The organism is Streptomyces sp. NPDC059355, assembly GCF_042752335.1.
Taxonomy (GTDB): domain Bacteria; phylum Actinomycetota; class Actinomycetes; order Streptomycetales; family Streptomycetaceae; genus Streptomyces.
In genome coordinates, this window is sequence record NZ_JBHYXN010000017.1 from 24,301 (window position 1) to 50,804 (window position 26,504).

At 72.8% G+C, this 26,504-nt stretch carries 22 protein-coding genes; 15 read left to right on the top strand and 7 right to left on the bottom strand.

The genetic code is table 11. From position 1 onward, the window contains the following. The first annotated feature begins 24 nt into the window (after window positions 1-24). The 8 genes from ACFXGI_RS18030 to gatB all read left to right on the top strand — a co-directional run bounded on the left by ACFXGI_RS18030 (window position 25) and on the right by gatB (window position 10,288). Window positions 25-714, top strand: coding sequence for an SDR family oxidoreductase (locus tag ACFXGI_RS18030; RefSeq protein WP_384707163.1), 690 nt, complete (start codon window positions 25-27; stop codon window positions 712-714). Continuing rightward, window positions 711-1,694: a methionine synthase gene (locus ACFXGI_RS18035; RefSeq protein ID WP_384707167.1), complete on the top strand. Its 984-nt coding sequence runs from the start codon at window positions 711-713 to the stop codon at window positions 1,692-1,694. Before ACFXGI_RS18030 ends, ACFXGI_RS18035 begins: the two co-directional genes overlap by 4 nt. A 31-nt stretch (window positions 1,695-1,725) precedes the next feature. Then, entirely contained in the window at window positions 1,726-3,939 is a 2,214-nt protein-coding gene (gene ligA / locus ACFXGI_RS18040; protein ID WP_384707170.1) for an NAD-dependent DNA ligase LigA, read from the top strand. A gap of 399 nt (window positions 3,940-4,338) precedes the next feature. Continuing rightward, window positions 4,339-6,537: a putative bifunctional diguanylate cyclase/phosphodiesterase gene (locus ACFXGI_RS18045; RefSeq protein ID WP_384707173.1), complete on the top strand. Its 2,199-nt coding sequence runs from the start codon at window positions 4,339-4,341 to the stop codon at window positions 6,535-6,537. Between the two features lie 182 nt (window positions 6,538-6,719). Continuing rightward, window positions 6,720-7,016 carry an Asp-tRNA(Asn)/Glu-tRNA(Gln) amidotransferase subunit GatC gene (gene gatC / locus ACFXGI_RS18050; RefSeq protein WP_010984178.1) on the top strand — a complete coding sequence of 99 codons (297 nt, stop codon included), beginning with the start codon at window positions 6,720-6,722 and terminating at the stop codon, window positions 7,014-7,016. A gap of 5 nt (window positions 7,017-7,021) precedes the next feature. Then, window positions 7,022-8,518, top strand: coding sequence for an Asp-tRNA(Asn)/Glu-tRNA(Gln) amidotransferase subunit GatA (gene gatA, locus ACFXGI_RS18055; protein ID WP_384707176.1), 1,497 nt, complete (start codon window positions 7,022-7,024; stop codon window positions 8,516-8,518). A 62-nt stretch (window positions 8,519-8,580) separates the two neighbouring features. Continuing rightward, entirely contained in the window at window positions 8,581-8,760 is a 180-nt protein-coding gene (locus tag ACFXGI_RS18060; protein WP_384707428.1) for a hypothetical protein, read from the top strand. 16 nt (window positions 8,761-8,776) lie between these two features. Then, window positions 8,777-10,288 carry an Asp-tRNA(Asn)/Glu-tRNA(Gln) amidotransferase subunit GatB gene (gene gatB / locus ACFXGI_RS18065; RefSeq protein WP_384707179.1) on the top strand — a complete coding sequence of 504 codons (1,512 nt, stop codon included), beginning with the start codon at window positions 8,777-8,779 and terminating at the stop codon, window positions 10,286-10,288. 98 nt (window positions 10,289-10,386) lie between these two features. Here gatB and ACFXGI_RS18070 read toward each other — a convergent pair whose 3' ends face one another. From ACFXGI_RS18070 to ACFXGI_RS18080, 3 genes are all read right to left on the bottom strand, one after another. Further along, window positions 10,387-12,240, bottom strand: a complete 1,854-nt coding sequence (locus ACFXGI_RS18070) for a protein kinase (protein ID WP_384707182.1) — start codon at window positions 12,238-12,240, stop codon at window positions 10,387-10,389. A gap of 73 nt (window positions 12,241-12,313) precedes the next feature. Continuing rightward, window positions 12,314-12,928, bottom strand: a complete 615-nt coding sequence (locus ACFXGI_RS18075; protein ID WP_384707185.1) for a GNAT family N-acetyltransferase — start codon at window positions 12,926-12,928, stop codon at window positions 12,314-12,316. Further along, on the bottom strand, window positions 12,925-15,057 hold the full coding sequence (locus ACFXGI_RS18080) for a penicillin acylase family protein (RefSeq protein ID WP_384707188.1): 2,133 nt from the start codon (window positions 15,055-15,057) through the stop codon (window positions 12,925-12,927). Before ACFXGI_RS18080 ends, ACFXGI_RS18075 begins: the two co-directional genes overlap by 4 nt. A 69-nt stretch (window positions 15,058-15,126) precedes the next feature. On the opposite strand from ACFXGI_RS18080, the gene ACFXGI_RS18085 reads away from it, so the two are divergent. Further along, window positions 15,127-15,861 (top strand): siderophore-interacting protein, encoded by a 735-nt coding sequence (locus ACFXGI_RS18085; protein ID WP_384707191.1) that lies wholly within the window; start codon window positions 15,127-15,129, stop codon window positions 15,859-15,861. A gap of 57 nt (window positions 15,862-15,918) precedes the next feature. Here the strand turns inward: ACFXGI_RS18085 and ACFXGI_RS18090 are convergent, their stop codons facing one another. Together ACFXGI_RS18090 and ACFXGI_RS18095 are read right to left on the bottom strand one after the other, a co-directional pair. Further along, on the bottom strand, window positions 15,919-16,419 hold the full coding sequence (locus ACFXGI_RS18090; protein WP_384707194.1) for a DinB family protein: 501 nt from the start codon (window positions 16,417-16,419) through the stop codon (window positions 15,919-15,921). Between the two features lie 33 nt (window positions 16,420-16,452). Continuing rightward, window positions 16,453-17,256: a GNAT family N-acetyltransferase gene (locus ACFXGI_RS18095; RefSeq protein WP_384707431.1), complete on the bottom strand. Its 804-nt coding sequence runs from the start codon at window positions 17,254-17,256 to the stop codon at window positions 16,453-16,455. A gap of 61 nt (window positions 17,257-17,317) precedes the next feature. Here ACFXGI_RS18095 and ACFXGI_RS18100 point away from each other — a divergent pair, with 61 nt between their 5' ends. The 6 genes from ACFXGI_RS18100 (at window position 17,318) to ACFXGI_RS18125 (ending at window position 24,996) form a co-directional block, all read left to right on the top strand. Further along, window positions 17,318-17,728, top strand: coding sequence for a signal peptidase I (locus ACFXGI_RS18100; protein ID WP_384707197.1), 411 nt, complete (start codon window positions 17,318-17,320; stop codon window positions 17,726-17,728). 225 nt (window positions 17,729-17,953) lie between these two features. Continuing rightward, window positions 17,954-20,203, top strand: coding sequence for an MMPL family transporter (locus ACFXGI_RS18105; protein ID WP_384707200.1), 2,250 nt, complete (start codon window positions 17,954-17,956; stop codon window positions 20,201-20,203). Window positions 20,204-20,242: 39 nt separating this feature from the next. After that, the gene (locus tag ACFXGI_RS18110; RefSeq protein WP_384707203.1) at window positions 20,243-20,797 is read left to right on the top strand and encodes a GNAT family N-acetyltransferase; all 555 of its coding nucleotides are present in this window, start codon (window positions 20,243-20,245) and stop codon (window positions 20,795-20,797) included. 103 nt (window positions 20,798-20,900) lie between these two features. Next, the gene (locus tag ACFXGI_RS18115; protein ID WP_384707206.1) at window positions 20,901-21,506 is read left to right on the top strand and encodes a hypothetical protein; all 606 of its coding nucleotides are present in this window, start codon (window positions 20,901-20,903) and stop codon (window positions 21,504-21,506) included. 188 nt (window positions 21,507-21,694) lie between these two features. After that, window positions 21,695-21,862: a hypothetical protein gene (locus ACFXGI_RS18120; protein ID WP_384707209.1), complete on the top strand. Its 168-nt coding sequence runs from the start codon at window positions 21,695-21,697 to the stop codon at window positions 21,860-21,862. Between the two features lie 80 nt (window positions 21,863-21,942). After that, entirely contained in the window at window positions 21,943-24,996 is a 3,054-nt protein-coding gene (locus ACFXGI_RS18125; protein WP_384707434.1) for an AAA family ATPase, read from the top strand. Here the strand turns inward: ACFXGI_RS18125 and ACFXGI_RS18130 are convergent. Further along, window positions 24,962-25,138, bottom strand: coding sequence for a DUF6191 domain-containing protein (locus ACFXGI_RS18130; protein WP_384707212.1), 177 nt, complete (start codon window positions 25,136-25,138; stop codon window positions 24,962-24,964). The genes ACFXGI_RS18125 and ACFXGI_RS18130 overlap by 35 nt on opposite strands. A 52-nt stretch (window positions 25,139-25,190) precedes the next feature. Next, the gene (locus ACFXGI_RS18135; protein WP_384707215.1) at window positions 25,191-26,414 is read right to left on the bottom strand and encodes a PQQ-dependent sugar dehydrogenase; all 1,224 of its coding nucleotides are present in this window, start codon (window positions 26,412-26,414) and stop codon (window positions 25,191-25,193) included. Window positions 26,415-26,504: the final 90 nt, after the last annotated feature.

Here is a 26,504-nt window from a genome sequence, read left to right on the forward strand (position 1 = left end):
GCCGGGGGTGCGAGCATGGGGCGTATGGCTACTCACCTGATCACCGGTGCCGGCGCGGGCATCGGCGCCGCCGTCGCCGCCCGGCTGCACGCACGCGGCGACGACCTCGTCCTGCTCGCCCGCGACGCCGCCCGCGGCAAGCAGCTCGTCGAGCGCTACCCCGGCTCCCGCGCGCTCGTCGGCGACCTCTCCGACCCCGACCGGCTGTCGTGGGCGTTCTCCAAGCAGCCCCTCCCCGAGCGGATCGACTCGCTCCTGCACATCGCCGGGATCGTCGACCTCGGCCCCGTCGGTGACCTGCGCCCCAAGACCTGGCACCAGCAGCTCAACGTGAACCTGATCGCCCCCGCCGAGGTCACCCGGCTGCTGCTGCCCACCCTGCGCGCCTCCCGCGCCACCGTGGTCTTCGTGAACTCCGGCGCCGGCCTGAACGCCCACGCCGACTGGAGCGCGTACGCCGCCTCCAAGCACGGGCTCAGGGCCCTGGCCGACTCGCTGCGCGCCGAGGAGAAGCCGAACGGCATCCGCGTCACCTCCGTCTACCCCGGGCGGACCGCAACCGCGATGCAGGCCAAGGTGCACTCGCAGGAGGGCAAGGAGTACGACCCCTCCGCCTGGATCGACCCCGAGTCCGTGGCCACCACGATCGTCATGGCCGTCGACCTGCCCCGCGACGCCGAGGTCAACGACCTGAGCGTCAGGCCCGGCCGATGAGCGCGAGCGCCACCGGCATCGGCTCCCTCCCCGGCGGCGACGCCCGCGAGGCCGCCAGGACCGCCACCGGGTCCTTCGAGGACTTCCCGTACCTCCCCGAGCTGCCGGCCCGCGGGCCGGGCGCGGACATGATCGGCCGCTCCCTCGGACTGCTCGTCGACATGTACGCCCACGTCGAGCCCAGCGGCTGGCGGATCAGCGACCGCCCGGGACGCGATGCGAAGCGGGCCCGCTCCTGGCTCGGCGAAGACCTCGACGCCCTGGAGGAGTTCACCCAGGGGTACACCGGCAAGCTCAAGGTCCAGGCCGTCGGCCCGTGGACCCTGGCCACCGCCCTGGAACTGCACGGCGGCGAGGCCGTCCTCCAGGACGCCGGCGCCTGCCGGGACCTGGCCGGATCGCTCGCGGAGGGCCTGCGCGAGCACCTGGCCGACGTCCGCAAGCGCATCCCCGGAGCCCAGATCGTGCTCCAGCTCGACGAACCGTCGCTGACCGCGGTGCTGCTGGGGCGCGTGCGGTCCGCGAGCAAGTACCGCACGTACCGGGCCGTCGACCGGCAGGTCGTCGAGGGCACCCTGCGCGAGCTGTTCGCCGTCCACGACGGGGAGGTCGTCGTCCACTCCTGCGCCCCCGAGGTGCCCTTCGGGCTGCTCCGGCGGGCCGGCGCCACGGGGGTGTCGTTCGATTTCTCCTTGCTCACCGAGCGCGAGGACGACGCCATCGGCGAGGCCGTGGAAAGCGGCACGAAACTCTTCGCCGGAGTGGTGGCGGGCACCGACGCCCCGTTGTCGGACCCTGCCGGTAGCGTCATGGGTGTCAGGAAGCTCTGGCGCAGGCTGGGACTGGCCCCGGGGACTCTGGCGGAGTCCGTCGTGGTCACCCCGGCGTGCGGTCTGGCGGGCGCTTCGCCCGCCTACGCCCGCGCCGTGCAGGCGCACTGCGTCAGGGCGGCGAGGTCGCTCGCCGACAACCCTGAGTGACGGAAACAGACGGGCCACGGGAGGACACGGCATGGCAGCCGAACAGAAGCAGGCCGGAGACGGCGCGGCCGCACCGGCGGCGGTGCGCGAACAGCACGCGCTGCTGGCCGAGCAGGTCGAGGAGCACCGCTTCCGGTACTACGTGAACGACCAGCCGGTCGTCAGCGATGCCGAGTTCGACAAGCTGCTGCGCTCGCTGGAGGCGCTGGAGGAGCAGTACCCCCAGCTGCGCACGCCCGATTCCCCCACCCAGAAGGTGGCCGGGGCGTACCGGACGGACTTCGCGTCCGTCGAGCACCGGGAGCGCATGCTCTCCCTCGACAACGCCTTCGACGACGAGGAGTTGGCGGCCTGGGCCGAGCGGGTGGCCCGGGACGTCAACACCCCCGATTTCCACTACCTGTGCGAGCTCAAGGTGGACGGCCTCGCCGTCAACCTCACGTACGAGAAGGGCCGCCTGACCCGGGCCGCCACCCGCGGCGACGGCCGCACCGGCGAGGACATCACGCCCAACGTCCGCACCATCGCGGAGATCCCGGACCGCCTCAAGGGCGACCGGATCCCCGACCTGGTCGAGATCCGCGGCGAGGTCTTCTTCCCGATGGAGAAGTTCGAGGAGCTCAACGCCCGGCTCGTCGAGGCCGGCGACAAGCCCTTCGCCAACCCGCGCAACGCGGCAGCCGGTTCACTGCGCCAGAAGGACCCGAAGGTCACCGCCACCCGCCCGCTGCACATGGTGGTGCACGGCATCGGCGCGCGCGACGGCTTCGAGATCGACAAGCTGTCGCACGCCTACGAGCTGCTCGGGGAGTGGGGCCTGCCCACGGCCCGGCACAACAAGGCGGTGTCCTCCCTCGCGGAGGTCCGCGAGTTCATCGCGTACTTCGGCGAGAACCGGCACTCCGTGGAGCACGAGATCGACGGCGTCGTCGTCAAGCTCGACGAGATCCCGCTCCAGGGCCGCCTGGGCTCCACGGCCCGCGCCCCGCGCTGGGCGATCGCGTGGAAGTACGCCCCCGAAGAGGTCAACACCAAGCTGATCGACATCAAGGTGGGCGTCGGCCGCACCGGCCGGGTGACTCCTTACGCGCAGGTGGAGCCGGTGACGGTGGCCGGCTCGGAGGTCGAGTTCGCGACCCTGCACAACCAGGACGTCGTCAAGGCCAAGGGCGTGCTCATCGGGGACACCGTGGTGCTGCGCAAGGCCGGCGACGTCATCCCCGAGATCCTCGGCCCCGTGGTGGACCTGCGCGACGGCACCGAGCGGGAGTTCGTGATGCCGGCCCAGTGCCCCGAGTGCGGGACGGCGCTGCGGCCGATGAAGGAGGGCGACATCGACCTCCGCTGCCCCAACGGGCAGACCTGCCCCGCCCAGTTGCGCGAGCGGCTCTTCTACCTGGCCGGCCGCGAGTGCCTGGACATCGAGAACTTCGGCGCCGTGGCCGCGGCCGCGCTCACCGGCCCGCTGGAGCCGGCCGAGCCGCCGATGCTCGACGAGGGCGACCTCTTCGGCCTCACGATCGAGCAGCTGCTGCCCATCAAGGCGTACGTCCTGGACGCCGACAGCGGGCTGCCCAAGCGCGATCCGAAGACCGGCGAGGAGAAGATCGTCACGGTCTTCGCCAACCAGAAGGGCGAGCCGAAGAAGAACGCCCTGTCCATGCTGGAGAACATCGCGGCCGCCAAGGACCGTCCGCTGGCCCGGTTCATCAACGGCCTCTCCATCCGGCACGTGGGGCCCGTCGCCGCGCAGACCCTGGCCCGCGAGTTCCGGTCGGTCGAGCGGATCGAGCAGGCCACCGAGGAGGAGCTCGGCGCGACCGAGGGCGTCGGGCCGATCATCGCGGCGGCGGTCAAGGAGTGGTTCGCCGTCGACTGGCACCAGGAGATCCTGCGCAAGTGGCGGGAGGCCGGGGTGCGGATGGAGGACGAAGGCACCGGCGAGGAGGAGGGGCCGCGCCCGCTGGAGGGCCTGACCGTCGTCGTCACCGGCACTTTGCAGAGCCACACGCGGGACGGTGCGAAGGAGGCCCTGCAGAGCCGCGGCGCCAAGGTGACCGGATCCGTCTCGAAGAAGACCTCCTTCGTCGTCGTCGGCGAGAACCCGGGCTCCAAGTACGACAAGGCGATGCAGCTGAAACTGTCCGTCCTCGACGACGCGGGCTTCGCGGTGCTGCTCGAAGAGGGCCCGGACGCGGCCCGCGAGGCGGCGCTCCCGGTGGACGGCGGCGCCGAAGCGGAGTAACACCCCCCCCGGGCGACACGCAGGTCTCGTACCAGGGGAGTAGCGAAGGCGAACGGATGCGTGGCGTGCGGCCGTACGGGCGGGCGCACGCCAGGCGCAACTCCCGGTGGTAAAAGGCCGGTACAGGGCTGTTCGCAGGGCGGTGACCTGTCGGATCATCGGATGGGTGACCCGGGATTCCTGGTTCGAACTCACCCGTTCGGCGGATACCGTACTGATGAGGATGGCTGGGTCGCATTCGGGCAACCGCCGCCGACCGCTGCCCTTGGGGGCCTCTCGCGTCCTACTGTTGAGGGGGGCGCCTGTCGTGCACGGCCGCGTGATGCGCTTCCGGCCGTGATGGCATGGCATCGGGGCCATCGCGTGGCATCGGCATTGCCGGCTGTGAGAGGGACGGGCATGAAACCCACCGAAAGCGCCGACCCGTCACCTGATGTCGGCGGGGAGATCCCGTCCATGCGGACGGGCCGGCTGAATGTCCTGGGTGCCAGGACGCCGGACACCCATCCGCTCGACGGCGGCGCGGGATCGGGCAGAGCGGAGCAGCGCACCGTGCTGCCGTTCATCGTCGTGGGCCTGTCCGCCGTCGCCCTCGCGATCGGCGTCGTCTCCGCGCTGAGCGAGCGTCACGCCCTCTTCCCCGGCGGCCCGGTCGGCTGGGCCCTCGCCCTGCTGACGGGCATCATCGTCGGCCACCTGGTCGCGCTGGGCCGCGACCGCTGGTGGGGCGGCACCGGCTCGGGCGCGGCGCTGACCCTCGGCGTCCTCGTCCTCTACGGCTGGGTGCCCGCGGGACTCGTCTCGCTCGCGGTGGTCTCCCTGGTCGGGGCCGCGCGCCGGCACCGCTGGCGCCAGGGGCTGCTGCACGGCGCCACCGACATCCTCGGCATCGGCGCGGGCGCCCTCGTGCTCGCCGCGTTCGGCGAGGATCCGACCGTCGAGACCCCGTGGCGGCCCACCACCTGGGGGCTGGAGGCGGTCCCCGAGATCATCCTGGTGGCCCTCGCCTACCTGCTGGTCACCAAGGTGCTGCTGTGGCTCGCGCAGACCCCGCGCGGCGGCGCCCTGCCCACCGTCGCCCGTACGGCCCTGCTCCGCCAGGCCTTAGTCGCGGTCGCCCTGCTCGGCATCGCCCCGCTGATCTGCGTGGTCGCCGTGACGCAGCCCGTGCTGCTGCCGCTGTTCGCCGTACCCCTGATCGCCCTGGACTCCACGCTGTGGATCGCCCGGGCGCGCGCCGAGGAGCAGCTGCGCGATCCGCTGACCGGGCTGCCGAACCGGCAGTGGCTGCTGGAGCGGACCTGGTCCGCTCTGGACGAGGCTGAACGTTTGGGCACCCGGTCGGCTCTTGTGCTGATCGACCTGGACCGGTTCCGCGCGGTCAACGACACGCTGGGTCACCTCGCCGGCGACCGGCTGCTGCTCCAGATCGCCGACCGGCTCCGCCAAGCCCTGCCCGAGGACGCCGAGGCCGCACGCCTCGGCGGCGACGAGTTCGCCGTACTGCTGCCCGTCGCCGACTCCACCACCAGCGCCCAGCGCGTCGCCCGCCACCTCGTCGCCGAGCTCAGCTCGCCCCTGGACCTGGACGGACTGACCCTCGTCCTGGAGGCCAGCGCCGGCCTCGCCGTCTTCCCCGACCACGCCCTCGACGCGGAGGGGCTGCTGCGCCGCGCCGACGTCGCGATGTACCAGGCGAAGCGGGACCGCACCGGCGTGGAGGTGTACGAGTCCAAGCGCGACAGCAACACGCCCGACCGGCTCGGCCTCCTCGGCGACCTGCGCCGCGCCCTCGACGCCGGCGAAGTGGAACTCCACTACCAGCCCAAGGTCCGCTTCGACGGCCAGGTGGCCGGGCTCGAAGCCCTGGTGCGCTGGGTACATCCGGAGCGCGGCCGGGTCTCGCCCGACGAGTTCATCGCGATCGCCGAGACCTCGGGGCTGATGCCCCACCTCACCGAGTACGTGCTGGAGACCGCCCTCGCCCAGGTGGCCCGGTGGCGGGCGCAGGGCCTGAAGGTCCCGGTCGCCGTCAACGTCTCGCCGCGCGACGTGCACACCCCCGGCTTCGCGGGCGCGGTCGCGGCCCGGCTGGCCCGCCACGGGGTCCCGGCCAGCGGGCTCCAGCTGGAGATAACGGAACACGTCCTGCTCGAGGACCCGCAGCGGGCCGCCGACACCATGGCGGGCCTGACCGGCCACGGCGTGAAGATGTCGCTCGACGACTTCGGCACCGGCTACTCCTCCCTGGTGCACCTGCGGCGGCTGCCGGTCAGCGAGCTGAAGATCGACCGCTCGTTCGTGGCGCGGCTCGCGGTGGACGCGCAGGACGCGGAGATCGTCCGCTGCACCGTCGACCTGGCGCACTCGCTGGGGCTGCTCGTCGTCGCCGAGGGCGTCGAGGACGACGAGACCTGGGAGCGCCTGCGGGACCTCGGCTGCGACGCCGTCCAGGGCTGGCTGGTCGCGGCCGCCATGCCCCCGCAGGAGGCCACCGCGTGGCTGCTGGCCCGCGGTGAACGCGGCTGGCGCCGCCCGGCGGACATCACGGCGGAACTGGCCGCCGCCCCGGCCCCGGCGGAAACCCCGGCCCAGTAGAGGGCCGGGGGCCGGGCAGGCATCCGCAAAGCGGCCGTACGAGCCGTGGTACGTGCAGCCCGCCCCGCGGCCCCCACCGGGCCCGGGGCGCCCCTGGTGGGAAACGGTTTCGTGGGTCCGGGGCCCCGCCCCATAGGATTGGGCACGAAACTACACACTCACCACCCCCAGAGGATCGCTGCATGCCTGGCATCACGCGCGAGGAGGTTGCCCACCTCGCTCGGCTGGCACGTCTGGAGCTCAAGGCCGAAGAGCTGGACCACTTCGCCGGACAGCTCGACGACATCATCGGCGCGGTCGCCCGCGTTTCCGAGGTCGCCGACCAAGACGTCCCGCCGACCTCCCACCCGCTGCCGCTGACGAACGTCATGCGCGCGGACGAGGTCCGACCGTCGCTCACCCCCGAGCAGGCGCTTTCCGGCGCTCCCGCCCAGGAGCAGCAGCGTTTCAAGGTGCCGCAGATCCTGGGGGAGGACTAACAACCATGACTGACCAGATCATCAAGCTCACGGCCGCGCAGACCGCCGAGAAGATCGCCTCCGGCGAGCTCACGGCCGTCGAGGTCACCGAGGCCCACCTGGCCCGCATCGACGCGACCGACGAGAAGGTGCACGCCTTCCTGCACGTCGACCGCGAGGGCGCCCTCGCCCAGGCGCGCGCCGTCGACGCCAAGCGCGAGCGCGGCGAGAAGCTGGGCCCGCTGGCCGGCGTCCCGCTCGCCCTCAAGGACATCTTCACCACGGTCGGGGTCCCGACCACCGTCGGTTCGAAGATCCTCGAAGGCTGGATCCCGCCGTACGACGCCACCCTGACGCGCAAGCTGAAGGAGGCCGACGTCGTCATCCTCGGCAAGACCAACATGGACGAGTTCGCCATGGGGTCCTCCACCGAGAACAGCGCGTACGGGCCCACCGGCAACCCCTGGGACCTCACCCGCATCCCCGGCGGCTCCGGCGGCGGCTCCGCGGCCGCGCTGGCCGCCTTCCAGGCCCCCCTCGCGATCGGCACGGACACCGGCGGCTCCATCCGCCAGCCCGCCTCCGTGACCGGCACGGTCGGCGTGAAGCCCACGTACGGCGGCGTCTCCCGCTACGGCATGGTCGCCTTCTCCTCCTCCCTCGACCAGGGCGGGCCCTGTGCCCGTACGGTCCTGGACGCGGCGCTCCTCCACGAGGTCATCGCCGGCCACGACCCGATGGACTCCACCTCCATCGACGCCCCGGTCCCGCCGGTCGTCGAGGCGGCCCGCAACGGCTCCGTCGCCGGCATGCGCGTCGGCGTCGTCAAGCAGTTCGCCGGCGAGGGCTACCAGGCGGGCGTCGTCCAGCGCTTCAACGAGTCCGTCGAGCTCCTCAAGGAGCTGGGCGCCGAGATCGTCGAGCTGGACTGCCCCTCCTTCGACCTCGCGATGGCCGCGTACTACCTGATCGCGCCGTCCGAGTGCTCCTCGAACCTGGCCCGCTTCGACGCCATGCGCTACGGCCTGCGCATCGGCGACGACGGCACCAAGTCCGCCGAGGACGTCACCGCGCTCACCCGCGAAGCCGGCTTCGGCGACGAGGTCAAGCGCCGCATCATCCTGGGTACGTACGCGCTGAGCTCCGGCTACTACGACGCGTACTACGGCTCCGCCCAGAAGGTCCGCACGCTCATCACGCGGGACTTCGAGAAGTCCTTCGAGCAGGTCGACGTGATCGTCTCCCCGACGACCCCGACCACCGCCTTCGCCATCGGTGAGCGCACCGACGACCCGCTGGCGATGTACCTCGCGGACCTGTGCACCATCCCGACCAACCTGGCCGGCAACTCCGCCATGTCGCTGCCCTGCGGCCTGGCACCGGAGGACGGCCTGCCGGTCGGGCTGCAGATCATCGCCCCGGCGATGAAGGACGACCGGCTGTACAAGGTCGGCGCCGCCGTGGAGGCAGCCTTCGTCGCACGCTGGGGTCACCCGCTGCTTGAGGAGGCACCGTCCCTGTGAGCACCAGTGCACTGACCAAGGCCAAGGGCTTCAAGAAGTCCAAGACCGGCACGTACCTGTCGATGGGCACCACCGCCTTCGGCGCCCTCGGCGTGATCAAGCAGGTCAAGAAGGCCCGCACCGAGCACGACACGCTGAAGCTCGTCGACGCCGTCGTGTCCGCCGCCGCCATCGCCACCGGTCTCGCGATCCTGTACCGCGAGCTGAAGCGCCTGGGCGACGACGACGTCCTGCTGGGCTGAGAGGGAAAGTTTCACCGTGACCACCTTCACCGAACTGCTGTCGTACGAGGACGCTCTCGCCTCGTTCGACCCCGTCATGGGCCTTGAGGTCCATGTCGAGCTCGGCACCAAGACCAAGATGTTCTGCGGCTGCTCGACCGAGCTGGGCGCCGAGCCCAACTCGCAGACGTGCCCCACCTGCCTCGGTCTGCCCGGCTCGCTGCCCGTCGTCAACGCGATCGGCATCGAGTCGGCCATCAAGATCGGCCTCGTGCTGAACTGCGAGATCGCCGAGTGGTGCCGCTTCGCCCGGAAGAACTACTTCTATCCGGACATGCCGAAGAACTTCCAGACCTCCCAGTACGACGAGCCGATCGCCTTCAACGGCTTCCTCGACGTGCAGCTGGAGGACGGCGAGATCTTCCGCGTGGAGATCGAGCGCGCCCACATGGAGGAGGACACCGGCAAGTCGCTGCACGTCGGCGGTGCCACCGGCCGTATCCACGGCGCGTCCCACTCCCTGCTGGACTACAACCGCGCCGGCATCCCGCTCATCGAGATCGTCACCAAGCCGATCGAGGGCGCGGGCGAGCGGGCCCCCGAGGTCGCCAAGGCGTACGTCGCCGAGCTGCGCGAGGTCATCAAGGCCCTCGGCGTCTCCGAGGCCCGCATGGACAAGGGCCAGATGCGCTGCGACGTGAACCTGTCGCTGCGCCCGACCCCCGAGTCCGAGTTCGGCACCCGCAGCGAGACGAAGAACGTCAACTCGCTGCGCTCCGTCGAGCGCGCGGCCCGCTTCGAGATCCAGCGCCACGCGGCCGTGCTGTCGTCCGGCGGCACGATCGTGCAGGAGACCCGGCACTTCCACGAGGAGGACGGCTCCACCACCGCCGGCCGCATCAAGGACAACGCCGAGGACTACCGGTACTTCCCGGAGCCCGACCTGGTCCCCGTCGCCCCGGCCCGTGACTGGGTCGAGGAGCTGCGCGGCGGTCTGCCCGAGATGCCGCGCGTGCGCCGCAACCGCCTCCGCGAGGAGTGGGGCGTGAACGAGCACGACATGCAGTCGATCCTCAACGCGGGCGCGGTGGACTCCATCGTCGCCACCATCGAGGCCGGCGCCGACTCGACGGCCGCCCGCAAGTGGTGGATGGGCGAGCTGGCCCGCAACGCCAACGAGCAGGGCGTCGTCGTCGACGAGCTGCCGATCACCCCGGAGCAGGTGGCGCGCGTCGCGGCCCTGGTCGCGGCAGGCGAGCTGAACGACAAGCTGGCCCGCCAGGTCCTGGAGGGCGTCCTCGCCGGCGAGGGCACCCCGGACGAGGTCGTCGAGAAGCGCGGCCTGAAGGTCGTCTCGGACGAGGGCGCGCTCGGCGCGGCCGTCGACGAGGCCATCGCGGGCAACGCGGCCATCGCGGACAAGATCCGCGGCGGCAAGATCGCGGCCGTGGGCGCCCTGGTCGGCGCGGTCATGAAGACCACCCGCGGCCAGGCCGACGCGGCCCGCGTCAAGGAGCTCATCCTGGAGCGCCTGGGCGTTTCCGAGTAGCGGCACCCCGCGTACGGCGGCGGCCCCGCACCGGTGTCCGGTGCGGGGCCGCCGTGCGTCCCGTGCGTGCTGTGCCTGCCGTTTCGGCCCGGTGCGGCTCAGCGGGTGAGCTGCGGGGCGGCGATGACGACGGTGCCGTTGTCGCAGCCCATGTCCACCTTGACGCGCAGCCGCAGGGCGTCGGTCACGTCCACCGACTTCGTGGCCGGCTTGCCGAGCTCGACGAGCTCGGAGAAGGCCGCGGGCTTCCCGTCGAGCGAGATGCTGACCCGGCCCTTCGCGTTCGTGGAGCCGTCGTCGATGCCGGCGGTGAACTCCAGGTGCTTCCACTCGCGGTTGAGGTCGAACTCCGTGATCGCCTCGTCGTTGCAGTCCGGGTGCGCGATGAACGCCGCCCCGTACTGCTTGGTGTTGATCTTCGCGGCCCCGACGGTGAAGTTGCCCAGCCCGGCGATCGGCGTCAGCTGGGTCAGGTCGGCGGCCTTGATGTCCGCTGCCACGCCTCCCGGCTGGGTGCCACTGGCGGTGGGATCGGGCGTCGCCCCGGAGTCGTCGCTGCCGTTCGCGCTCGCGCTCGTGCTCGGCGAGGGGGTGGGCGTGGGGGACTCCTCCTCCGCCGGTACGGCCGGGTCGGAAGCGGAGCTGCCGCCCTTGCCGCCCGTGGCCTGGTCGCCGCCCTTGTCCTTGTCGAGCAGCCGTACGCCGAGCACGGCGAGCGCCGCGACGACCAGGACGGTGGCCACCGAGCCCAGGACGATCGCGGCCCGGCGCTTCTTCGGCGCGGCGGGCCCCGGCGGCGGGGACTCGTGCAGCGGGTACGTCGGCCCGTACCCGGCGGGCACGTGCTCGGGCCGGGTCTGCGGCTGTGGCTGGGGCTGCGCCTGCGGCTGGGGCCAGGAGTCCCGGGCCGGCGGGGGCGGGGCGTAGGAGGACTCCTGGACCGGTGTGTGGACCGGCTCCGCGGCCGGCGGAGGGCTCGCGGGCTGCGGAGGGACCACGGGCTTGACCGGGACCGGCGCCGGGACCGCGTCCTGCACCGCCCGCTGCGAGGTGGACGCGGTCGTGGACACGACCGCGTGCCGTACGTCCTTCATCCAGCCGGCCAGGCTGACGGGCCGCTGCGTCGGATCACCCGCGTGGACGGCGGTGATCCGCTCGCGCCGCTCGGCGTCCAGCACCGCGATCTGCGGCAGCGCCGCCATCGCCCGGGCCAGCTGCTCCGGGGAGTTGGGCGGCGATTCGCCGCTCAGCAGGAAGTAGGCGATGGCCCCGAAGGCGTAGCGGTCCGCCGCCGGGGTGCGCTTGCCGTCGAAGACCTCGGGTGCCGCGTACCCCGGGGTGAACCAGACCTCCGCCGTCTGGTGGTCGGCGGTCAGCTTGCTGAGCCCGAAGTCCACCAGGGTGGCCTGCCCGTGGCCGTCCACCATCACATTGCCCGGTGACAGGTCACCGTGGATGACCTGGCGCCCGGACGGGGTGGCCTTTCCGGAGTGCAGCCAGTCCAGGACGTCGGCCAGCTGCTCCAGCGTCCGCATCACCTCACGCCGCTCGGCGGCGGTGGCGAGGTTCCGTTCGGCCCGCCAGTCGCGCAGGTCCAGCCCGTCCACGTGGTTCATCACGAGGACGAGGGCCCGCCCGGTCAGGGTCCCGGACTCTCCCGACCGGTGGATCGGCGGCCCCTCGAAGTGCTCCCGGACACCGACGACGCCCGGACGGTGCACGAAGCGCAGGAGCTCGGCCTGCTCGTTCCACTTGCGGCTGATCCGGTCGAACTCGTCGGGTGTGATGGTCGTCTTGGAGTCGAGCACCTTGACGACCACCGGTTCGCTGCCACCCGCGAGTTCGATCTCCGCGAGATAGAGCACGGCCTCCCCGCCGCGCCCGATCGACCGGAGCAGCCGGTACCGGTCGGCTGCCGCATCCGGCCCGATGTGCAGATTCTGGCTGGTCAATTTCCCCCCAGCGCCGATGCTTTGAGTGGGCATCAGTCTGGCGTGGCCGGAATCACACGGTCAATCGGAACGGTCAGTTTGCCCGGGGGTGGAAGAAGACGAGGCGGGCCTTCTTCGCCGGCAGGTAGACCTCGGGCAGGTCGATCTCCGGGAGCTCGATCTCCGGGCCGAGCTCGAAGCCGCTGCGCACCAGGCGGGCGATGGCCTTCTCGTTGCGGGCGTCGGGCTCCGCGACCACCCGGCGGGTGCTTTCCTGCGAGACGACGTACGAGAGGGAGGCCCCGATCAGGCCCGCGCTGAAGCCGCGTTCGGAGGCGCCCTGCGCCGGGCCGACCATGAGGTGCACGCCCGTGTCACCGGGCAGGACCTCGTAGCACTCGCTGATCCGGTCCTCGGCGCAGTCGTACGTCTGGAACAGCCCGGCGGGCTCGCCGTCGCGGCGCGCGAGGAAGGCGTGGTGGGTCGTGCGGCGGTCGACGTCCTCGTAGATCTCCCGGACGAGTTCGCGGCTGGCCTCGCGCATGCCCCAGAAGCGGGCCCGTTCCTCGGTGACCCAGGAGTGGATCAGCGCGGCGTCGGTGGCCGGGTCGACGGGGGTGAGGGTGACCGTGCCGACCCCCTCGACGCGCTGGGAGTACACGGGCTGCCGGGTGCCGGCGCCGGAGGCGGACGCGCTGCTGCTGGTCATACGGATTCCTTGGTGAGACGGGTCCAGTCGGTGACGACGGGGATGAGTTCGCACCGGGCCCAGTACGGGAGCTGGTCGCGGTGGTGGGGTGATCCGGTGACGCCGTCCGCGCCGAGCGGGACCGCCCAGAGGCTGTCCTCGCGGCGGGCCAGGTCCCACACGTAGCGGGCGGCCGAGGCGCGGGCGGTGAGGTCGGTGAAACCGGGCACGGTGGAGGTGGCGTTCACACAGTCGTGGTCGCCGCCCAGGCCGGGCCACTGCGCGTCCGGGTCGGGCAGCGCCGACCAGGGCGTGAGGCGGTGCACCTGCGACCACGGGGTGTCGGGGGTGTCCGCCGCGGCGGTCTCCTCCAGGGCGGCGCGTACGTGGGCCGCCCGGTCCAGACCGGGCAGGAGGGCGGTGCCCAGCAGCCCCTCCAGGGCGTAGCCGACGCGGGGGACCAGGTACAGCCAGGGGTGGAACACGCCGGGGCCGGTCGGCGCCCCCGCCAGCCCGGCGAGGGCGGGATCGGCGGCGAAGCGGCGTACGGTCGCGGTCCGGAAAGCCGAGAAGACGGTGGCGTCGGTGCTCTCGGCGGCCATGTGCCGGTCCCAGGCGAGCAGCCGGGCGCGCAGGGCCTGCGCGGCGGGGGACAGGCCGTCGAGCCCGGGCAGCAGGGCCAGCAGCGGTGCGGCCGAGGCCAGGTGGGTGTCCCGGTGTACGTCGGCCATCGCCTTCGGGGACCAGTCCGCCGAGCCGGAGAGCAGCTCGCGGATGCGGTTGGCCCGGTGCGGGGGCGCGAACTCCACGCCGAGCGGCGAGGCGATGCCGCGGGCGTTGGCCATGACGGCGAAGCCCTGCACGGGCTCGGAGGGGGTCTCGGCCCAGCCCTGCCAGGCGTACCGCGGGTCCCAGGCGGGCACCGGGCGCAGCCGGTTGGCCGGGTCGCGCAGCGGGACGGCGCCGGCCACGCGGTGCAGCAGGCCGCCCTCGGTGTCGGCGGCGTGGACGACGTTGACGGGCTCGGCCCAGCCGTCGAGGGCGCGGTCGATGTCGGCGACCGTACGGGCGCGCAGCAGGGCCGGCAGGACGGCGAAGCCGAGGTCGCGGCGGACGCGGGGCGGGTAGCGGAGCGAGAGGGTCTGCTCCCGGTCCCGGTCCCGGTCCCGGTCCCGGCCCTGGCCCTGCTCCTGGTGCTGCTCCTCGTCCGCGGCTGCGCCGTGGGTGATCACGGGGCCGCGGGCGGTCTCCAGCACCTCGACCTCGACGGGGTCGGCGCCGGCGACGGTGATCGTCTCGGTGTGCCGGTGGACGGGCTCCCATGCGCCGTCGGGGCCGAGGGCCTCGATGCCGGCGCCGTCGGCGGCGGGGCGCAGCCGCTCGACGTACAGGTCCTGGTAGTCGGCCATGGCGTTGGTGATCGCCCAGGCGGCGCTGCCGGTGTGGCCGAAGTGGCCGAGGCCGGGGATGCCGGGGACGGCCAGGCCGATGACGTCGTACTCCGGGCAGGAGAGCCGTATCTGCTGGTACACGCCCGGGTCCTCGATGAACCGGTGCGGGTCGCCCGCGATGAGCGCCGAGCCGGTGCCGGTCCGCTCGCCCGGGACCAGCCAGCCGTTGCTGCCGGCGGTGCCGGGGCCGTCGGTGGCGAAGAGGGTGACGGCCTCGTCGCCGAGGGCGCGGGCCACGCGCTCGCGCCACAGCTTGGTGGCGAACCCGGCGAAGAGGATGTGGGTGGCGATCCAGATGCCGAGCGGGACCCACGGCTCCCAGGGGGTCGGGGCGTGGCCGGTGCGCGCGAACCGCTCGTCGCGGGCAGCGCCTTGGGCGAGCCCGTCGTTGACGCCGGCCACGTAGGACCCAACCCAGGCGGCGGTCCCGGGGTCGAGGGCCTCGTGGCAGCGGCGGGCGGTGTCGGCGAGCCGGGCCTGGCGGACGAACCGGTCCCAGGAGACGGAGTCCGGGCCGAGGAAGGCGGCGCTGGAGCCCTGGGCGCGGTGGCGCTCGACCTCCAGCTGCCAGGCGCGGTCGAGGGCGGTGGCGTAGCCCTGGGCGTAGGCGAGGCGGTCGGGGTCGGCGGCGCGGAGATGGGGGATGCCCCAGTCGTCCCGGTAGAGCTCGAACGTGCCGGCGTTGTTCAGAAGGCTCACACTCTTCCCCCAGTGCATTAGGTTAGGCTGCCCTAACTATAGGGGTTCCAGAGGGAGGGGTGGTCGCACATGGCGGGCGTCGGCAAGGGATGGGAAGGCGTGGTCCTGCGGCTTCTGCGCGGCAAGGACTTCACGTTCACGGTCACGGGCGCGGAAGAGGTCACGGAGCACTACCGCCGTGTGTACGTGACGGACGGCGGGCTGCTCGCGGCGGCCGGTGAATCGCTCCACCCGACGATGTGGGTGCGGCTGTGGTTCGACAACGCGGGCAAGCCGCACACGCGGGCGTACACGCTCGTCGACCCGGATCCGGAGGCGGGAACGTTCGCCCTGGAGTTCGCCCTCCACGACGGCCCGGCGAGTGCGTGGGCGCGGGCCGCGAAGGCGGGCGACACCATCGAGGCCACCGTCCAGGGGACCGGCTTCACCGCTCCGGCGCCGGTGCCGGAGCGGCTGCTGGTGATCGGCGACCCGGCCTCGGTCCCGGCGATCAACTCCCTGCTGGACGCCTACCCGCAGACCCCGGCCACGATCTGGCTGGAGACCCAGCACGCCTCGGACGCCGACCTCCCAGTGCGGCTGGACCCGGCCCGGCACGAGATCAGGCGGGTCGAGCGCGCGGGCTCGGCGCTGGTGGAGCAGGTCAAGACGGAGCTCCCGGAGCTCGTCGCGGACCCGGAGTCGGCGTACGTCTGGCTGGCGTGCGACACGGCGACGACCCGCACGCTGACGGCCTACTTCCGCAAGGACCTGTCCCTCCCGAAGCAGCGGGTGAACGGCCTGGGCTACTGGCGGGCGGCCTGACGGATCCCCGGACGGACGGACCGCCGTGGGGCAGGGCGGTCCCGTCGGGGCGGACCGTCAGGCTCCGGTGGCGCCGTCGACGGCCTGGCGGAGGAAGTCGGCGTGGCCGTTGTGGCGCGCGTACTCGTGGATCAGGTGGAGCATGACGAGGCGCAGCGAGGCCTCCTCCTTCCAACTGACCACGTACGCCGTGACGTCGAGGGACTCGGCGGCCGCCTCGATGCGGCGCGCGTGCGCGACCTCCGCCTCCCAGGCCGTGAACGCCTCCTCGCGCGTGGAAGCGGAGGCGTCGTAGGCGGCCTGGAAGTCGTGGGTGTCGGACCAGAGGTGGGGGAGCTCCTCGCCGTTCAGGGTGCGGCGGAACCAGTGCCGCTCCACCTCGCCCATGTGCCTGACCAGGCCCAGAAGGGACAGGGTGGACGGCGGCATCGAGGGCCGTCGCAGCTCCTCGTCCGTGAGCCCTTCGCACTTCCAGGCGAGGGTGGCCCGGTGATAGTCGAGGAAGGCGCGCAGCGTCTCCCGCTCGTCCCCGGTCAGCGGCGGCCCGATACGTTCCATCCCCCGATCTTCCCCCGGAGCCTCCCCCTCCCGCTACGGCTTCGGGGTCCAGATGTACGGGGTGGTCGTGCCCAGGGTCGCGAAACCCAGGCGCTGGAGGATCGGGCGGCTGTCGGGGGAGGCGTCGACCTGGAGGTACCGGATGCCGCGGGCCGCGGCGATGCGGGCCCGGTGGGCGACCAGGAGGCGGTAGATGCCCCGGCCCCGCCACTGCGGCAGGGTGCCGCCGCCCCAGAGTCCGGCGAACGAGGAGCCCGGGCGCATCTCCATGCGGGCCGCGCTCACCGGGGTGTCCCCGGCCATCGCCACCACCGCCGCGAGGGTCTGCGGCTCCTCCCTCAGCAGGGTGAGGAGGAGATGCCGGATCGCGGGGCGCTCCCTGCCGAAGGCCTTCGCGTGGACGTCCATCATCAGGTCGACGCCCGCCTCGTCCGTCACCACCCGCAGGGTGATCCCCCCGGGCGGTTCCACCGGCAGGGCGGCGAGCGCGTCCACCCGTCCCACCATGAGGGTCTCGGCCGGTTCCGGTACGAAGCCCGCCGCGCGCAGCCGGTCCCCGAGATCCGCCGGGCGGTCGTGGCCGTACAGCTTCCACTCGACCTCGCCGGCCCCGCGCCCCGCGAAGTAGGCCACCTGCGCCGCGATCTCGGCGTCCGCCGTCCGCTCGTCGAGGTCCGACCAGAGCACGCCGTTCCACCCGGCGCCGGTACCTCCCGCGGTCTGCCGTACGACCGCCCCCACCCGCTCCACCCGGGCGTCCGCTGTGTCCGGCAGCGCGCCACGGCGCATCTCCCGGTCGTATGCGGCCAGTACGTCCGCCAGTTCGTCGGCATTCATCGTCATCGGCCCAGCTCACCAGGCGTCCGCATGCCCGCACAACTGCATTAGCCTCACCCCCGTGAACGACGACTCCATCTACACGGGCAAGGCTGCCCCGGACGCCGCCGCCGACCGCGGCTGGCTGCTCGGCCACTTCAAGGACCCCGCCGATCCGCGCCACAGCGAGGACGTGGAGATCAAGTGGGGGGTCCACCCGAAGGGCGAGGAGCGGGACCGGTGGGTGCGGGGCGAGGAGCGCACCGCGCTCCAGGTGCTGATCAGCGGCCGCTTCCGGCTGGAGTTCCCCGGCCGGACCGTCGTCCTCGCCGAGCAGGGCGACTACGTGGTCTGGGGCCGCGGCGTCGACCACTCCTGGTACGCCGAGGAGGACGCGGTGGTGCTCACCGTCAGGTGGCCCTCCGTCCCGGGCTACCGGGCGGACGGGCCGGACGGACCGGACGGCCCCCCGAACGGCCCGTCCGGCGGATGACCTTGGTCCCGTACCGCCCTGTGCCCCTGTGACGATGCACACGAAAGCGGCCAACGATCACGAAACGCTGGGATCGTGGCGGTGTAGTCCATCTTGGCCGATATCCGGCCGATATCCGGCCTGCCCCCGGGCGATCCCCGGGCCGTCGGCCGGGCCTTCACGAGTTCCAGCGTCTTTGCGTCGGGCAGCCCCGGTAAAGATCCGAACCACCAGGGAGCACGTCCGTTGGCAGTGATCGCACGCTGGTGCCTGCGGCACCGCCTGGTGACCGTCCTCCTCTGGCTGCTCGCCCTCGGCGGCACGGCCGTGGCCGCCGCGGCCGCCGGATCGGCGTTCTCCAACGACTACGAGGTCCCCGGCACCGAGTCCAGCCGCGCCCACGCCCTCCTGCGCGCGGGCTTCCACGGCCAGGGCGGCGACACCGACACCGTCGTGTGGCGGACCCCGGAGCATCAGACCGTTCGTACTCCCGCCGTCGAGCAGCGCATGGCCAGGGCCCTCGACACCATCGCCGGGCTCCCCGGCGTCGGTTCGGTCGCCGGCCCGTACGGCGCCGGCCCCGAGAGCGCCGCGCAGATCAGCCCGGACGGGCGGACCGCCTATGCCGTGGTGACCTTCGACCGGCCGGCCGACTCCGTACCCAAGGCGCAGGCCAAGGCCGTCGTCGCCGCCGCGAAGAACCCCATCACCGAGGCGGGCGGACTCCAGGTCGAGCTCGGCGGCCAGGCCGTCGCCCTGACCGAGGCGCCCACCGCCCACCTCGCCGAGGTCATCGGCGTGGCCGTCGCGGCCGTCGTCCTCTTCCTCGCCTTCGGCTCGCTCGCCGCGAGCCTGCTTCCCATCGCGACCGCCCTGGTCAGCGTGGGCACCGCGTATTCCGGCATCACCCTGCTCGGGCACGCCATGCCCGTCGCCGACTTCGCCCCGATGCTCGGCACCCTCGTCGGGCTCGGCGTGGGCATCGACTACGCGCTGTTCATCGTGACCCGGCACCGCAAGGGCCTCATGCGCGGCCTGCCGGTCGAGGAGGCCGCCGAGCGGGCCGTCGCCACCACCGGCCGGGCCGTCGTCTTCGCCGGGGCCACCGTCTGCATCGCGCTGCTCGGCATGCTGGTGCTGCGGCTGAACTTCCTCAACGGCGTCGCGATCGCCGCCTCCCTCACGGTGGTGCTGACCGTCGCCGCCTCGGTCACCCTGCTCCCCGCCCTCCTCTCGTACATCGGGATACGCGCCCTCTCGCGCCGCGAGCGCCGCAGGCTCGCCGTCGAGGGCCCGCGGCCCGAGACGCCCACCGGGTTCGCCGCCCGCTGGTCGGCCTTCGTGGAGCGGCACCCCAAGCTGCTCGGAACCGTCGCCGCGCTGGTCATGGCGGTTCTGGCGCTGCCCACCTTCTCGCTCCACCTGGGCACCTCCGACCAGGGCAACAACCCGGCGGGCTCCACGACCCGGCAGGCCTACGACCTGCTCGCCGACGGGTTCGGGCCCGGAGTGAACGGCCCGCTCACGGTCGTCTCCCGACTCGACGGCGCCGGGGACCGGCTCGCCGTCGGGCAATTGGCCGAGGCGCTCCGCAGGACCGACGGCGTCGCAGCCACGGGCCCGGCCGTCTTCAACCGCAGCGGGGACACGGCCGTCCTGACCGTCATCCCGGACTCCGCCCCGCAGTCCCGGGCCACCAGCGAGCTGGTCACGACGCTGCGCGAGAACGTCATCCCGGCCGCCGGGCACGGCAACTCGATGACCGTCCACGTCGGCGGCGTGACCGCGGGCTACGACGACTTCGCCGACGTCATCGTCGGGAAGCTGCCGCTGTTCGTCGCAGTGGTGATCGCCCTCGGCTGCGTCCTGCTGCTGCTGGCCTTCCGCTCTCTCGGCATCCCGCTCAAGGCGGCCGCCATGAACGTCGCGGCCGTCGCCTCCTCCTTCGGCGTCGTCGTCGCGATCTTCCAGTGGGGCTGGGGCAGTGAACTGCTGGGTCTGGGCAGTGCCGGCCCGATCGAGCCCTTCCTGCCAGTGATCATGGTCTCGGTCCTCTTCGGGCTGTCCATGGACTACCAGGTGTTCCTGGTCAGCCGGATGTACGAGGAGTGGCTGGAGACCGGAGACAACCGGCGGGCGGTCCGCGTCGGCCTCGCCGAGACGAGCCGGGTGATCAACTCGGCGGCGGTCATCATGATCTCCGTCTTCCTGGCCTTCGTGCTCAGCGGCGACCGGATCATCGCGATGTTCGGCATCGCGCTCGCCGCGGCCGTCGCACTCGACGCCTTCGTACTGCGGACCCTCCTCGTCCCGGCGCTGATGCACATGCTCGGCGGTGCCAACTGGTGGCTCCCCGCCTGGCTGGACCGCCGCCTGCCCAAGATCAGCATCGAGCCCCCGGAATGCCTCCCGCGTGCGGCGCTGCCCGCGCAGCGGCCCGCCGAGGTCCCCGCCACGAGCGAGGACGGCGCCGAGCCCGCCACAGCATCCCGGTGATCCGGCAACCCGCCGTATGAGACCCAAGGAAGAACCCGCATGTTCTCGACAGACCTCGCCGACGACGCCCGGCTGTTTCCGCTGGAGGTCTGGCACGCCGAGGAGTTCCTGGCGCACATGGACCGCGGCCGTGCGTTCATCGGCGAGCACATCGTCCTGGCCGACATCGTCACCGACCTCGACTCGGCGCGCGGATTCCTCTCCTCGTACGCGCAGAAGACGGCCGCCGACGGCGGGCGGCTCTACGGCATCCGGGTCGGCGGCACCCTCGTCGGCGGGGTCCTCTTCCGGACCTTCGACGCCGACACGGGCAACTGCGAGGTCGGCTGCTGGCTGGAGCCCGAGGCGGCCGGCCGGGGCCTGGTCACCAAGGCCTGCCGCATCCTGATCGACTGGGCCTTCCGGGAGCGCGGCATGCACCGCGCCGAGTGGCACGCGTCCGCCGCCAACGGGAAGAGCCTCGCCGTCGCGGAGCGCCTCGGCATGACCCGCGAGGGCGTCCTGCGCGAGAGCCACCCGCACCGCGGTGTCCGCCAGGACACCGAGATCTGGGCGGTCCTCGCCCACGAGTGGCCGCCGGCCCCCACCGCCTGACACCTGCCGCCGAGGCCCTGGTCCGGGGCCCGTGGCCGACCCGGCCCGGCGGCGCCGGGGCCTTCTCAGAAACCTCTCAGACAAGCCGCCTACGGTGCCCCGCATGGACACCACGAAGACCGCCGCCCCGACCGCTCCCGAGGCGGACACCGCCGAGCCCCAGGCCCCCGAGGCCACCGAGGCCACGGCCGACCTCAAGGACGCCCCCGCCGCGGAGAGCACCGAGGCCGCCGACGCCCCCGAGGCCGACCTCGCCGACGAGGACCTCGAGGACGAGCTCCACGACGAGCTCGAGGAGACGGAGCAGCGGTCCGAGGGCGTCGGCGCCGCGGCCTCCGCCGTCGTCGCGGCCGGGCTCGGACTCGTCGCCCTCAGCGGAAGCTGGGTCTCGCGCGTCATAGCCGAGCGCCAGACCCTCGTGGGCCAGATCGAATCGGTCAACGCCGCCACCACCGAGGCGAAGATCGAGGCCCTGTACGGCGACGCCTGGCACATGACCGCCCTCGTCAACGGCGTCCTGTCCACCCTCGCCCTGCTGCTCGCCGTCTTCGTGCTGGCCCGCCCCGCCTTCGGCGCCCCCGGCCGCACCCTCCCCACCTGGGTCCGCGCCGTCTCCTGGGCCGCCGTCGCCCTCGGCGCCCTGGGCGTACTGCTCTTCGGCCTCATGTACTTCGACATCCTCGCTCCCCTCCCCAAGGCCGCCGCCTAGGACCTCCACCCACCTGCCTAGGACCCCTCCTAGGCACTCCCGGTCCGACCCGGGGTCCTTCGGCCGCGGCCTAAGGACCCCCGTCCCGTACAGATGCGGCATGCGCCCGATGTGCCGGCACCCCCTGGGACGCGAATCTTGGATCACACCGAACGAGGTGCCGAGAAACGCGAACCGAGGAGTACGAGATGTTCGAGTACGAGATCGCCAACACCCGCCGCGCCGACCTCATCCGCCAGGCCGACCGGTACCGCCTGGTCCAGGAGGCCAAGAAGGCGCGCCGCGCCTCCTCGCGCAGCCAGGAACCCGAACGGCAGGTGAGAGGCCACCGAAGCCGCTTCACGCGCGCCGCGTGACCCGCGCCGCGAACCGCGTGGACTGACACGTGATGAGAAGCGCACCCCCGACCAGTGCCGCGGGCCAGGACTCCTGTGCGATGCTCGGCGACGTGGAGACCAGATCTGTCAGCCCGGTGTTCGTCGGCCGAGCCGACGAACTGGCCGTACTCACCGACGCATTGGCCCGCGCGGCGGACGGGGAGCCGCAGGCGATGCTCGTCGGCGGCGAGGCCGGGGTCGGAAAGACCCGCCTCACCGAGGAGTTCCTCTGCGAGTCGGCCCGCCGCGGCGCGGTGGTGGCCGTCGGAGGCTGTGTGGAGATCGGGGCGGAGGGCCTTCCCTTCGCCCCGTTCTCGACGGCCCTGCGCACCCTGCACCGGCAGCTCCCGGGGGAGTTGGCGCTCGCGGCCGCGGGCCAGGAGGACGAACTCGCCCGGATCCTCCCCGAACTCGGCGACACCCCCCGCGGACCGCACGACGAGGAGAGCACCGCCCGGCTCTTCGAACTGACGGCCCGGATGCTGGAACGGCTCGCCGCCGACCGCACCGTCGTCCTCGTCCTGGAAGACCTGCACTGGGCGGACACCTCCACCCGCCACCTGCTCTCCTACCTCTTCCGCACCCTCGCGAGCGGCCGGCTCGTCGTCGTGGCCACCTACCGGGCCGACGACGTCCACCGTCGCCACCCGCTGCGCCCGCTGCTCGCCGAACTCGACCGGCTCCGCACCGTCCAGCGCATCGAACTGCCCCGCTTCAACCGGGCCGAGGTGCGCCGCCAGCTCGCCGGCATCCTCGCCTCGCAGCCCGACGAGGCCTTCGTCGACTCCGTCTTCGACCGCTCCGACGGCAACGCGTTCTTCGTGGAGGAACTCGCCGCCTGCAAGAGGAGCGGCTGCCAGGCGGGACTCACCGAGTCCCTGCGCGATCTGCTGCTCGTCCGCGTCGAGGTGCTGCCGGAGGCCTCCCAGCGGGTGGTGCGCATCGTCGCCGAGGGCGGCTCCACCGTGGAGTACCCGCTCCTGCGCGCCGTCGCCGGACTGAGCGAGGACGAGCTGATCGAGGCCCTGCGGGCCGCCGTCGGCGCCAACATCCTCCTCGCCACCCCCGACGGGGACGGCTACCGCTTCCGCCACTCGCTGGTCCGCGAGGCCGTCAGCGACGACCTGCTGCCCGGCGAGCGCGCCCGCGTCAACCGCCGCTACGCCGAGGCGATGGAAGCCGACGACTGGCTGATCCGGGCCGAGGAGCGCGTCATCCGGCTGGCCAGCTACTGGTACTGCGCCAACGACGCGGCCAAGGCGCTGCCCGCCGTCCTCGCCGCCTCGGTCGCCGCCCGCCGCAGGCACGCCTACTCCGAGCAGCTGAACCTGCTGGAGAGGGCGCTGGACCTGTGGGAGAGCGCGCCGGAGGAGGTCCGCGAGGCGCTGCGCCCGGTCGACTACACCGATGTGTACCCTCCGTGCGGCTGCGATCCGGCCACCACCCCGCTGAAGCGGCTCGACCTGCTGGCCGAGGCCACCGTCGCCGCCCGCTTCGGCGGCGAACGCGAACGCGCCCTCAAGCTCACCAAGACGGCGCTGCGACTGCTGGAAGAAGAGCAGGACCCGCTGCGCGCCGCCTGGTTCTGGACCGAGCGCTCCCGGCTCGTCTCCAGCCTGGCCCGCGGCGACGGCTGGGAGGAACTCGCCAAGGCCCAGGAGCTCGTCAAGGGGCTGCCCCCGTCCCAGGTGCACGCCGAGGTCCTGGTCCGGGCCGCGGGCTGGGGCATGCTCCACAACCCCGGCCCCGGCAACCTCGAAGCCGCGGAACGCGCCGCGGCCTACGCCCGCATGCTCGGGGCGGAGGAGATCGAGCTCAACGCCCGAATCACTGTGGGCTCCCTGCTCACCGACTCCGGCGACCTCGAGCGCGGACTCGCCGAGATGCTCGTGGTCCGGGAGCGGGCCGCCGAACTCGGGCTCGTCATGCTGACGGGACGCGCACATATCAACCTCACCTCTCAGCTGGAAAGCATGGGCCGGTCCCGCGAAGCCGTGGAACTGGCCGAACAAGGGGTCGAACTCGTCAAGAAGTCACGGCTGCTGGACACCGAGGCCTGGCTCAGCGGGAACATGGCGGAGAGCCTGTACAGCCTCGGCCGCTGGGACGAGGCCGCCGAAGCCGCCCAGCGCGGCCTGAGCGTCGGCCAGAGCGCCGCCCCGCGCGGCTCCGCCTCCGCACGGCTGTCCTACCTGGCCCTGGCGCGCGGCGAACTGACCGAGGCGACCGGCCGGCTCACCGCCGCCCACGCCCACTTCGGCACCCACGACAGCCAGCCCCAGCACCGCATACCGCTCTACCGCCTCGCCGTCGGCCTCGCCGCCGGCGAGGGCCGGATCGCCGACGTCCGCGCGGAGATCACCGACGCGGTCGCCTACGGCTTCCCGCTGGGCCACCACCGCTACGCCTGGCCGCTGCTGCTCGCCGCCGCCTCCGCCGAGGCGGACGCCCGGGGACTCCCGGTCGCCGACGCCGGCCGCGAAGCCGCCCTGGACGTGCTCCGCGCCGCCGCCCGCACCCTGGCCACCCCCGTGCCCGTATGGGCCGCCCACGCCGAGTTCTTCCGGGCGGAGCTGCTGCGGGCCGAGGACCGCGACACCGCCGCCGACTGGGCCGACGTCGAGCGGGCCATCCGCCCGCTGGAGCGTCCGTACCTGCTGGCCCGCGCCCGCCACCGGCTCGCTGAGGCCCTGCTGGCCTCCGGCGCCGACCGCGAGCCCGTCACGGCCCTGCTCCGCGAGGCCTACGCCACCGCGGAACGGCTCGGCTCCCGCGGGCTCCGCGAGGACCTGGCCCTGCTCGCCCAGCGCGCCCGGATCCCGCTCACCGGGACCGACACGCCCCCGGCCCTGCCCGCACCGGCCCCCGACCCCGTCGAGGCCCTGGGCCTGACCAGCCGCGAACGGGACGTCCTGCGCCTGGTCGCGGCGGGCAACAGCAACCGCCAGATCGCCGAGGAGCTGTTCATCTCCCCGAAGACGGCCAGCGTGCACGTCTCGAACATCCTGGCCAAGCTGGGCGTCGCCGGCCGCGGCGAGGCGGCCGCGCTGGCCCACCGGCTGCGGCTGTTCGCGCCGCTCACTCCCGCGGGGACTTCTCCGCCGGGCGTATGAGGACCGTGCCGGAGTCCAGGTCTATCGGGCCCAGTCCCGGATCGCCGTCGTGCACGTCGGTCCGGGACAGCTCCAGCCGCTTCTTCTCCTCGTCCGTGTGCTTGCGTCCCGGGTCGAAGAGCTCCCCGATCATGTTGAACACCGCGTCCACCGTGCCTTTCGCCCCCCCCCCCCCCCCGCCGGGGCTTCGTCGGTCACCGCACTGTCAGTGTGAGGATCCTGTCGTCGCCCGCCTCCGGTGACCCGCGCCCGTCCGTCTCGCTCGTGACCAGCAGCAATCTGTCCCCGCCGAGGGCGATCACCGTGCGCAGCCGGCCGTACTTCCCCGTCAGGAAGGCCTCCGGCTCGGCGACCGGATTCGTCCCGGCCAGCGGGATCCGCCACAGCCGCTCGCCCTTCAGCCCCGCCATCCACACCGAACCCTGGGCCCAGGCGATCCCGCTCGGTGAGGCCTCGTCGGTCTTCCACACGGCCACCGGATCGCGCAGACCCGGCTTGCCGGCCTTCCCCTCGGCCTGCGGCCAGCCGTAGTTCGCCCCGGGCTCGATCAGATTCAGCTCGTCCCAGGTGTTCTGGCCGAACTCGGCCGCCCACAGCCGTTTGTCCTTGTCCCAGGCCAGACCCTGCACATTGCGGTGCCCGTAGGAGTAGACGACCGAGTCGGCCTCGGGATTCCCGTGCACCGGCTGCCCGTCCGGGGTCATCCGCAGAATCTTGCCGCCCAGCGACTTCCTGTCCTGCGCGAGCCCCGTGTCGCCGGTCTCGCCCGTCCCCGCGTAGAGCATCTTGTCCGGGCCGAAGGCGATCCGACCCCCGTTGTGGATCAGGCCCTTGGGGATGCCCCGGAACACCGTGTCCGGAGCGCCCAGTTGCTGGCCGGGATCCCGCTGCTCGTCGTACCGCATCCGGGCGATGCGGTTGTCGGACTCCGTCGTGAAGTACGCGTACACCATCCGGTCCGAGGCGTACGAGGGCGACAGCGCGAGCCCCAGCAGCCCGCCCTCGCCGCCCGGGGCCACGCCCGGCACCTTGCCGATCTGCGTCACCGTGCCGGTGGCCGCCGCGACCCTGCTGATCGTCCCCTTGTCCCGCGAGGCGACCAGCAGGTCCCCGCCCGGCAGCGGGGCCACCCCCCAGGGGGACTCCAGGCCCTTGGCGACCTCGCCCGACACCGTCACCGAGCCCTTGGCCGGCGGCGCGGCCTCCGAGGGGCCGGACGGGGAGCCCGCGGGCCCGGACCCCGATGCGGCGGGCGCCGCGCCGGGTGGTGACGTGCCCGGCTTGGCGGCGGGGGAGCCCGCCGGCGCGCAGCCCGCCGCGAGCAGCGCCCCGCATCCCGCCAGGGCGAATGCCGCCAGCACTCCACGGGTCCGGGTGCGCGGGCCCTCGTACCTCTCGTGCCCCTGTCCGTATCCCATCGTCCTGCTCCCCTCCGGTCGGCGATCGCGCCCTTCACCCGTCTCAACAGCTGCGGCGCTTCCCGAAGTTCCGGCCCTCGTACACCCGAT

Bases quoted from the DNA above. Each gene is read 5' to 3' on its own strand.
- ACFXGI_RS18035 (WP_384707167.1), top strand. From the start codon at position 711: ATGAGCGCGAGCGCCACCGGCATCGGCTCCCTCCCCGGCGGCGACGCC.
- ACFXGI_RS18095 (WP_384707431.1), bottom strand. From the start codon at position 17,256: ATGAATGCCGACGAACTGGCGGACGTACTGGCCGCATACGACCGGGAG.
- ACFXGI_RS18125 (WP_384707434.1), top strand. From the start codon at position 21,943: ATGCTCGGCGACGTGGAGACCAGATCTGTCAGCCCGGTGTTCGTCGGC.
- gatA (WP_384707176.1), top strand. From the start codon at position 7,022: ATGACTGACCAGATCATCAAGCTCACGGCCGCGCAGACCGCCGAGAAG.
- ligA (WP_384707170.1), top strand. From the start codon at position 1,726: ATGGCAGCCGAACAGAAGCAGGCCGGAGACGGCGCGGCCGCACCGGCG.
- ACFXGI_RS18045 (WP_384707173.1), top strand. From the start codon at position 4,339: ATGAAACCCACCGAAAGCGCCGACCCGTCACCTGATGTCGGCGGGGAG.
- ACFXGI_RS18090 (WP_384707194.1), bottom strand. From the start codon at position 16,419: ATGGAACGTATCGGGCCGCCGCTGACCGGGGACGAGCGGGAGACGCTG.
- ACFXGI_RS18110 (WP_384707203.1), top strand. From the start codon at position 20,243: ATGTTCTCGACAGACCTCGCCGACGACGCCCGGCTGTTTCCGCTGGAG.
- ACFXGI_RS18135 (WP_384707215.1), bottom strand. From the start codon at position 26,414: ATGGGATACGGACAGGGGCACGAGAGGTACGAGGGCCCGCGCACCCGG.
- ACFXGI_RS18085 (WP_384707191.1), top strand. From the start codon at position 15,127: ATGGCGGGCGTCGGCAAGGGATGGGAAGGCGTGGTCCTGCGGCTTCTG.
- ACFXGI_RS18120 (WP_384707209.1), top strand. From the start codon at position 21,695: ATGTTCGAGTACGAGATCGCCAACACCCGCCGCGCCGACCTCATCCGC.
- gatC (WP_010984178.1), top strand. From the start codon at position 6,720: ATGCCTGGCATCACGCGCGAGGAGGTTGCCCACCTCGCTCGGCTGGCA.
- ACFXGI_RS18060 (WP_384707428.1), top strand. From the start codon at position 8,581: ATGGGCACCACCGCCTTCGGCGCCCTCGGCGTGATCAAGCAGGTCAAG.
- ACFXGI_RS18115 (WP_384707206.1), top strand. From the start codon at position 20,901: ATGGACACCACGAAGACCGCCGCCCCGACCGCTCCCGAGGCGGACACC.
- ACFXGI_RS18030 (WP_384707163.1), top strand. From the start codon at position 25: ATGGCTACTCACCTGATCACCGGTGCCGGCGCGGGCATCGGCGCCGCC.
- ACFXGI_RS18075 (WP_384707185.1), bottom strand. From the start codon at position 12,928: ATGACCAGCAGCAGCGCGTCCGCCTCCGGCGCCGGCACCCGGCAGCCC.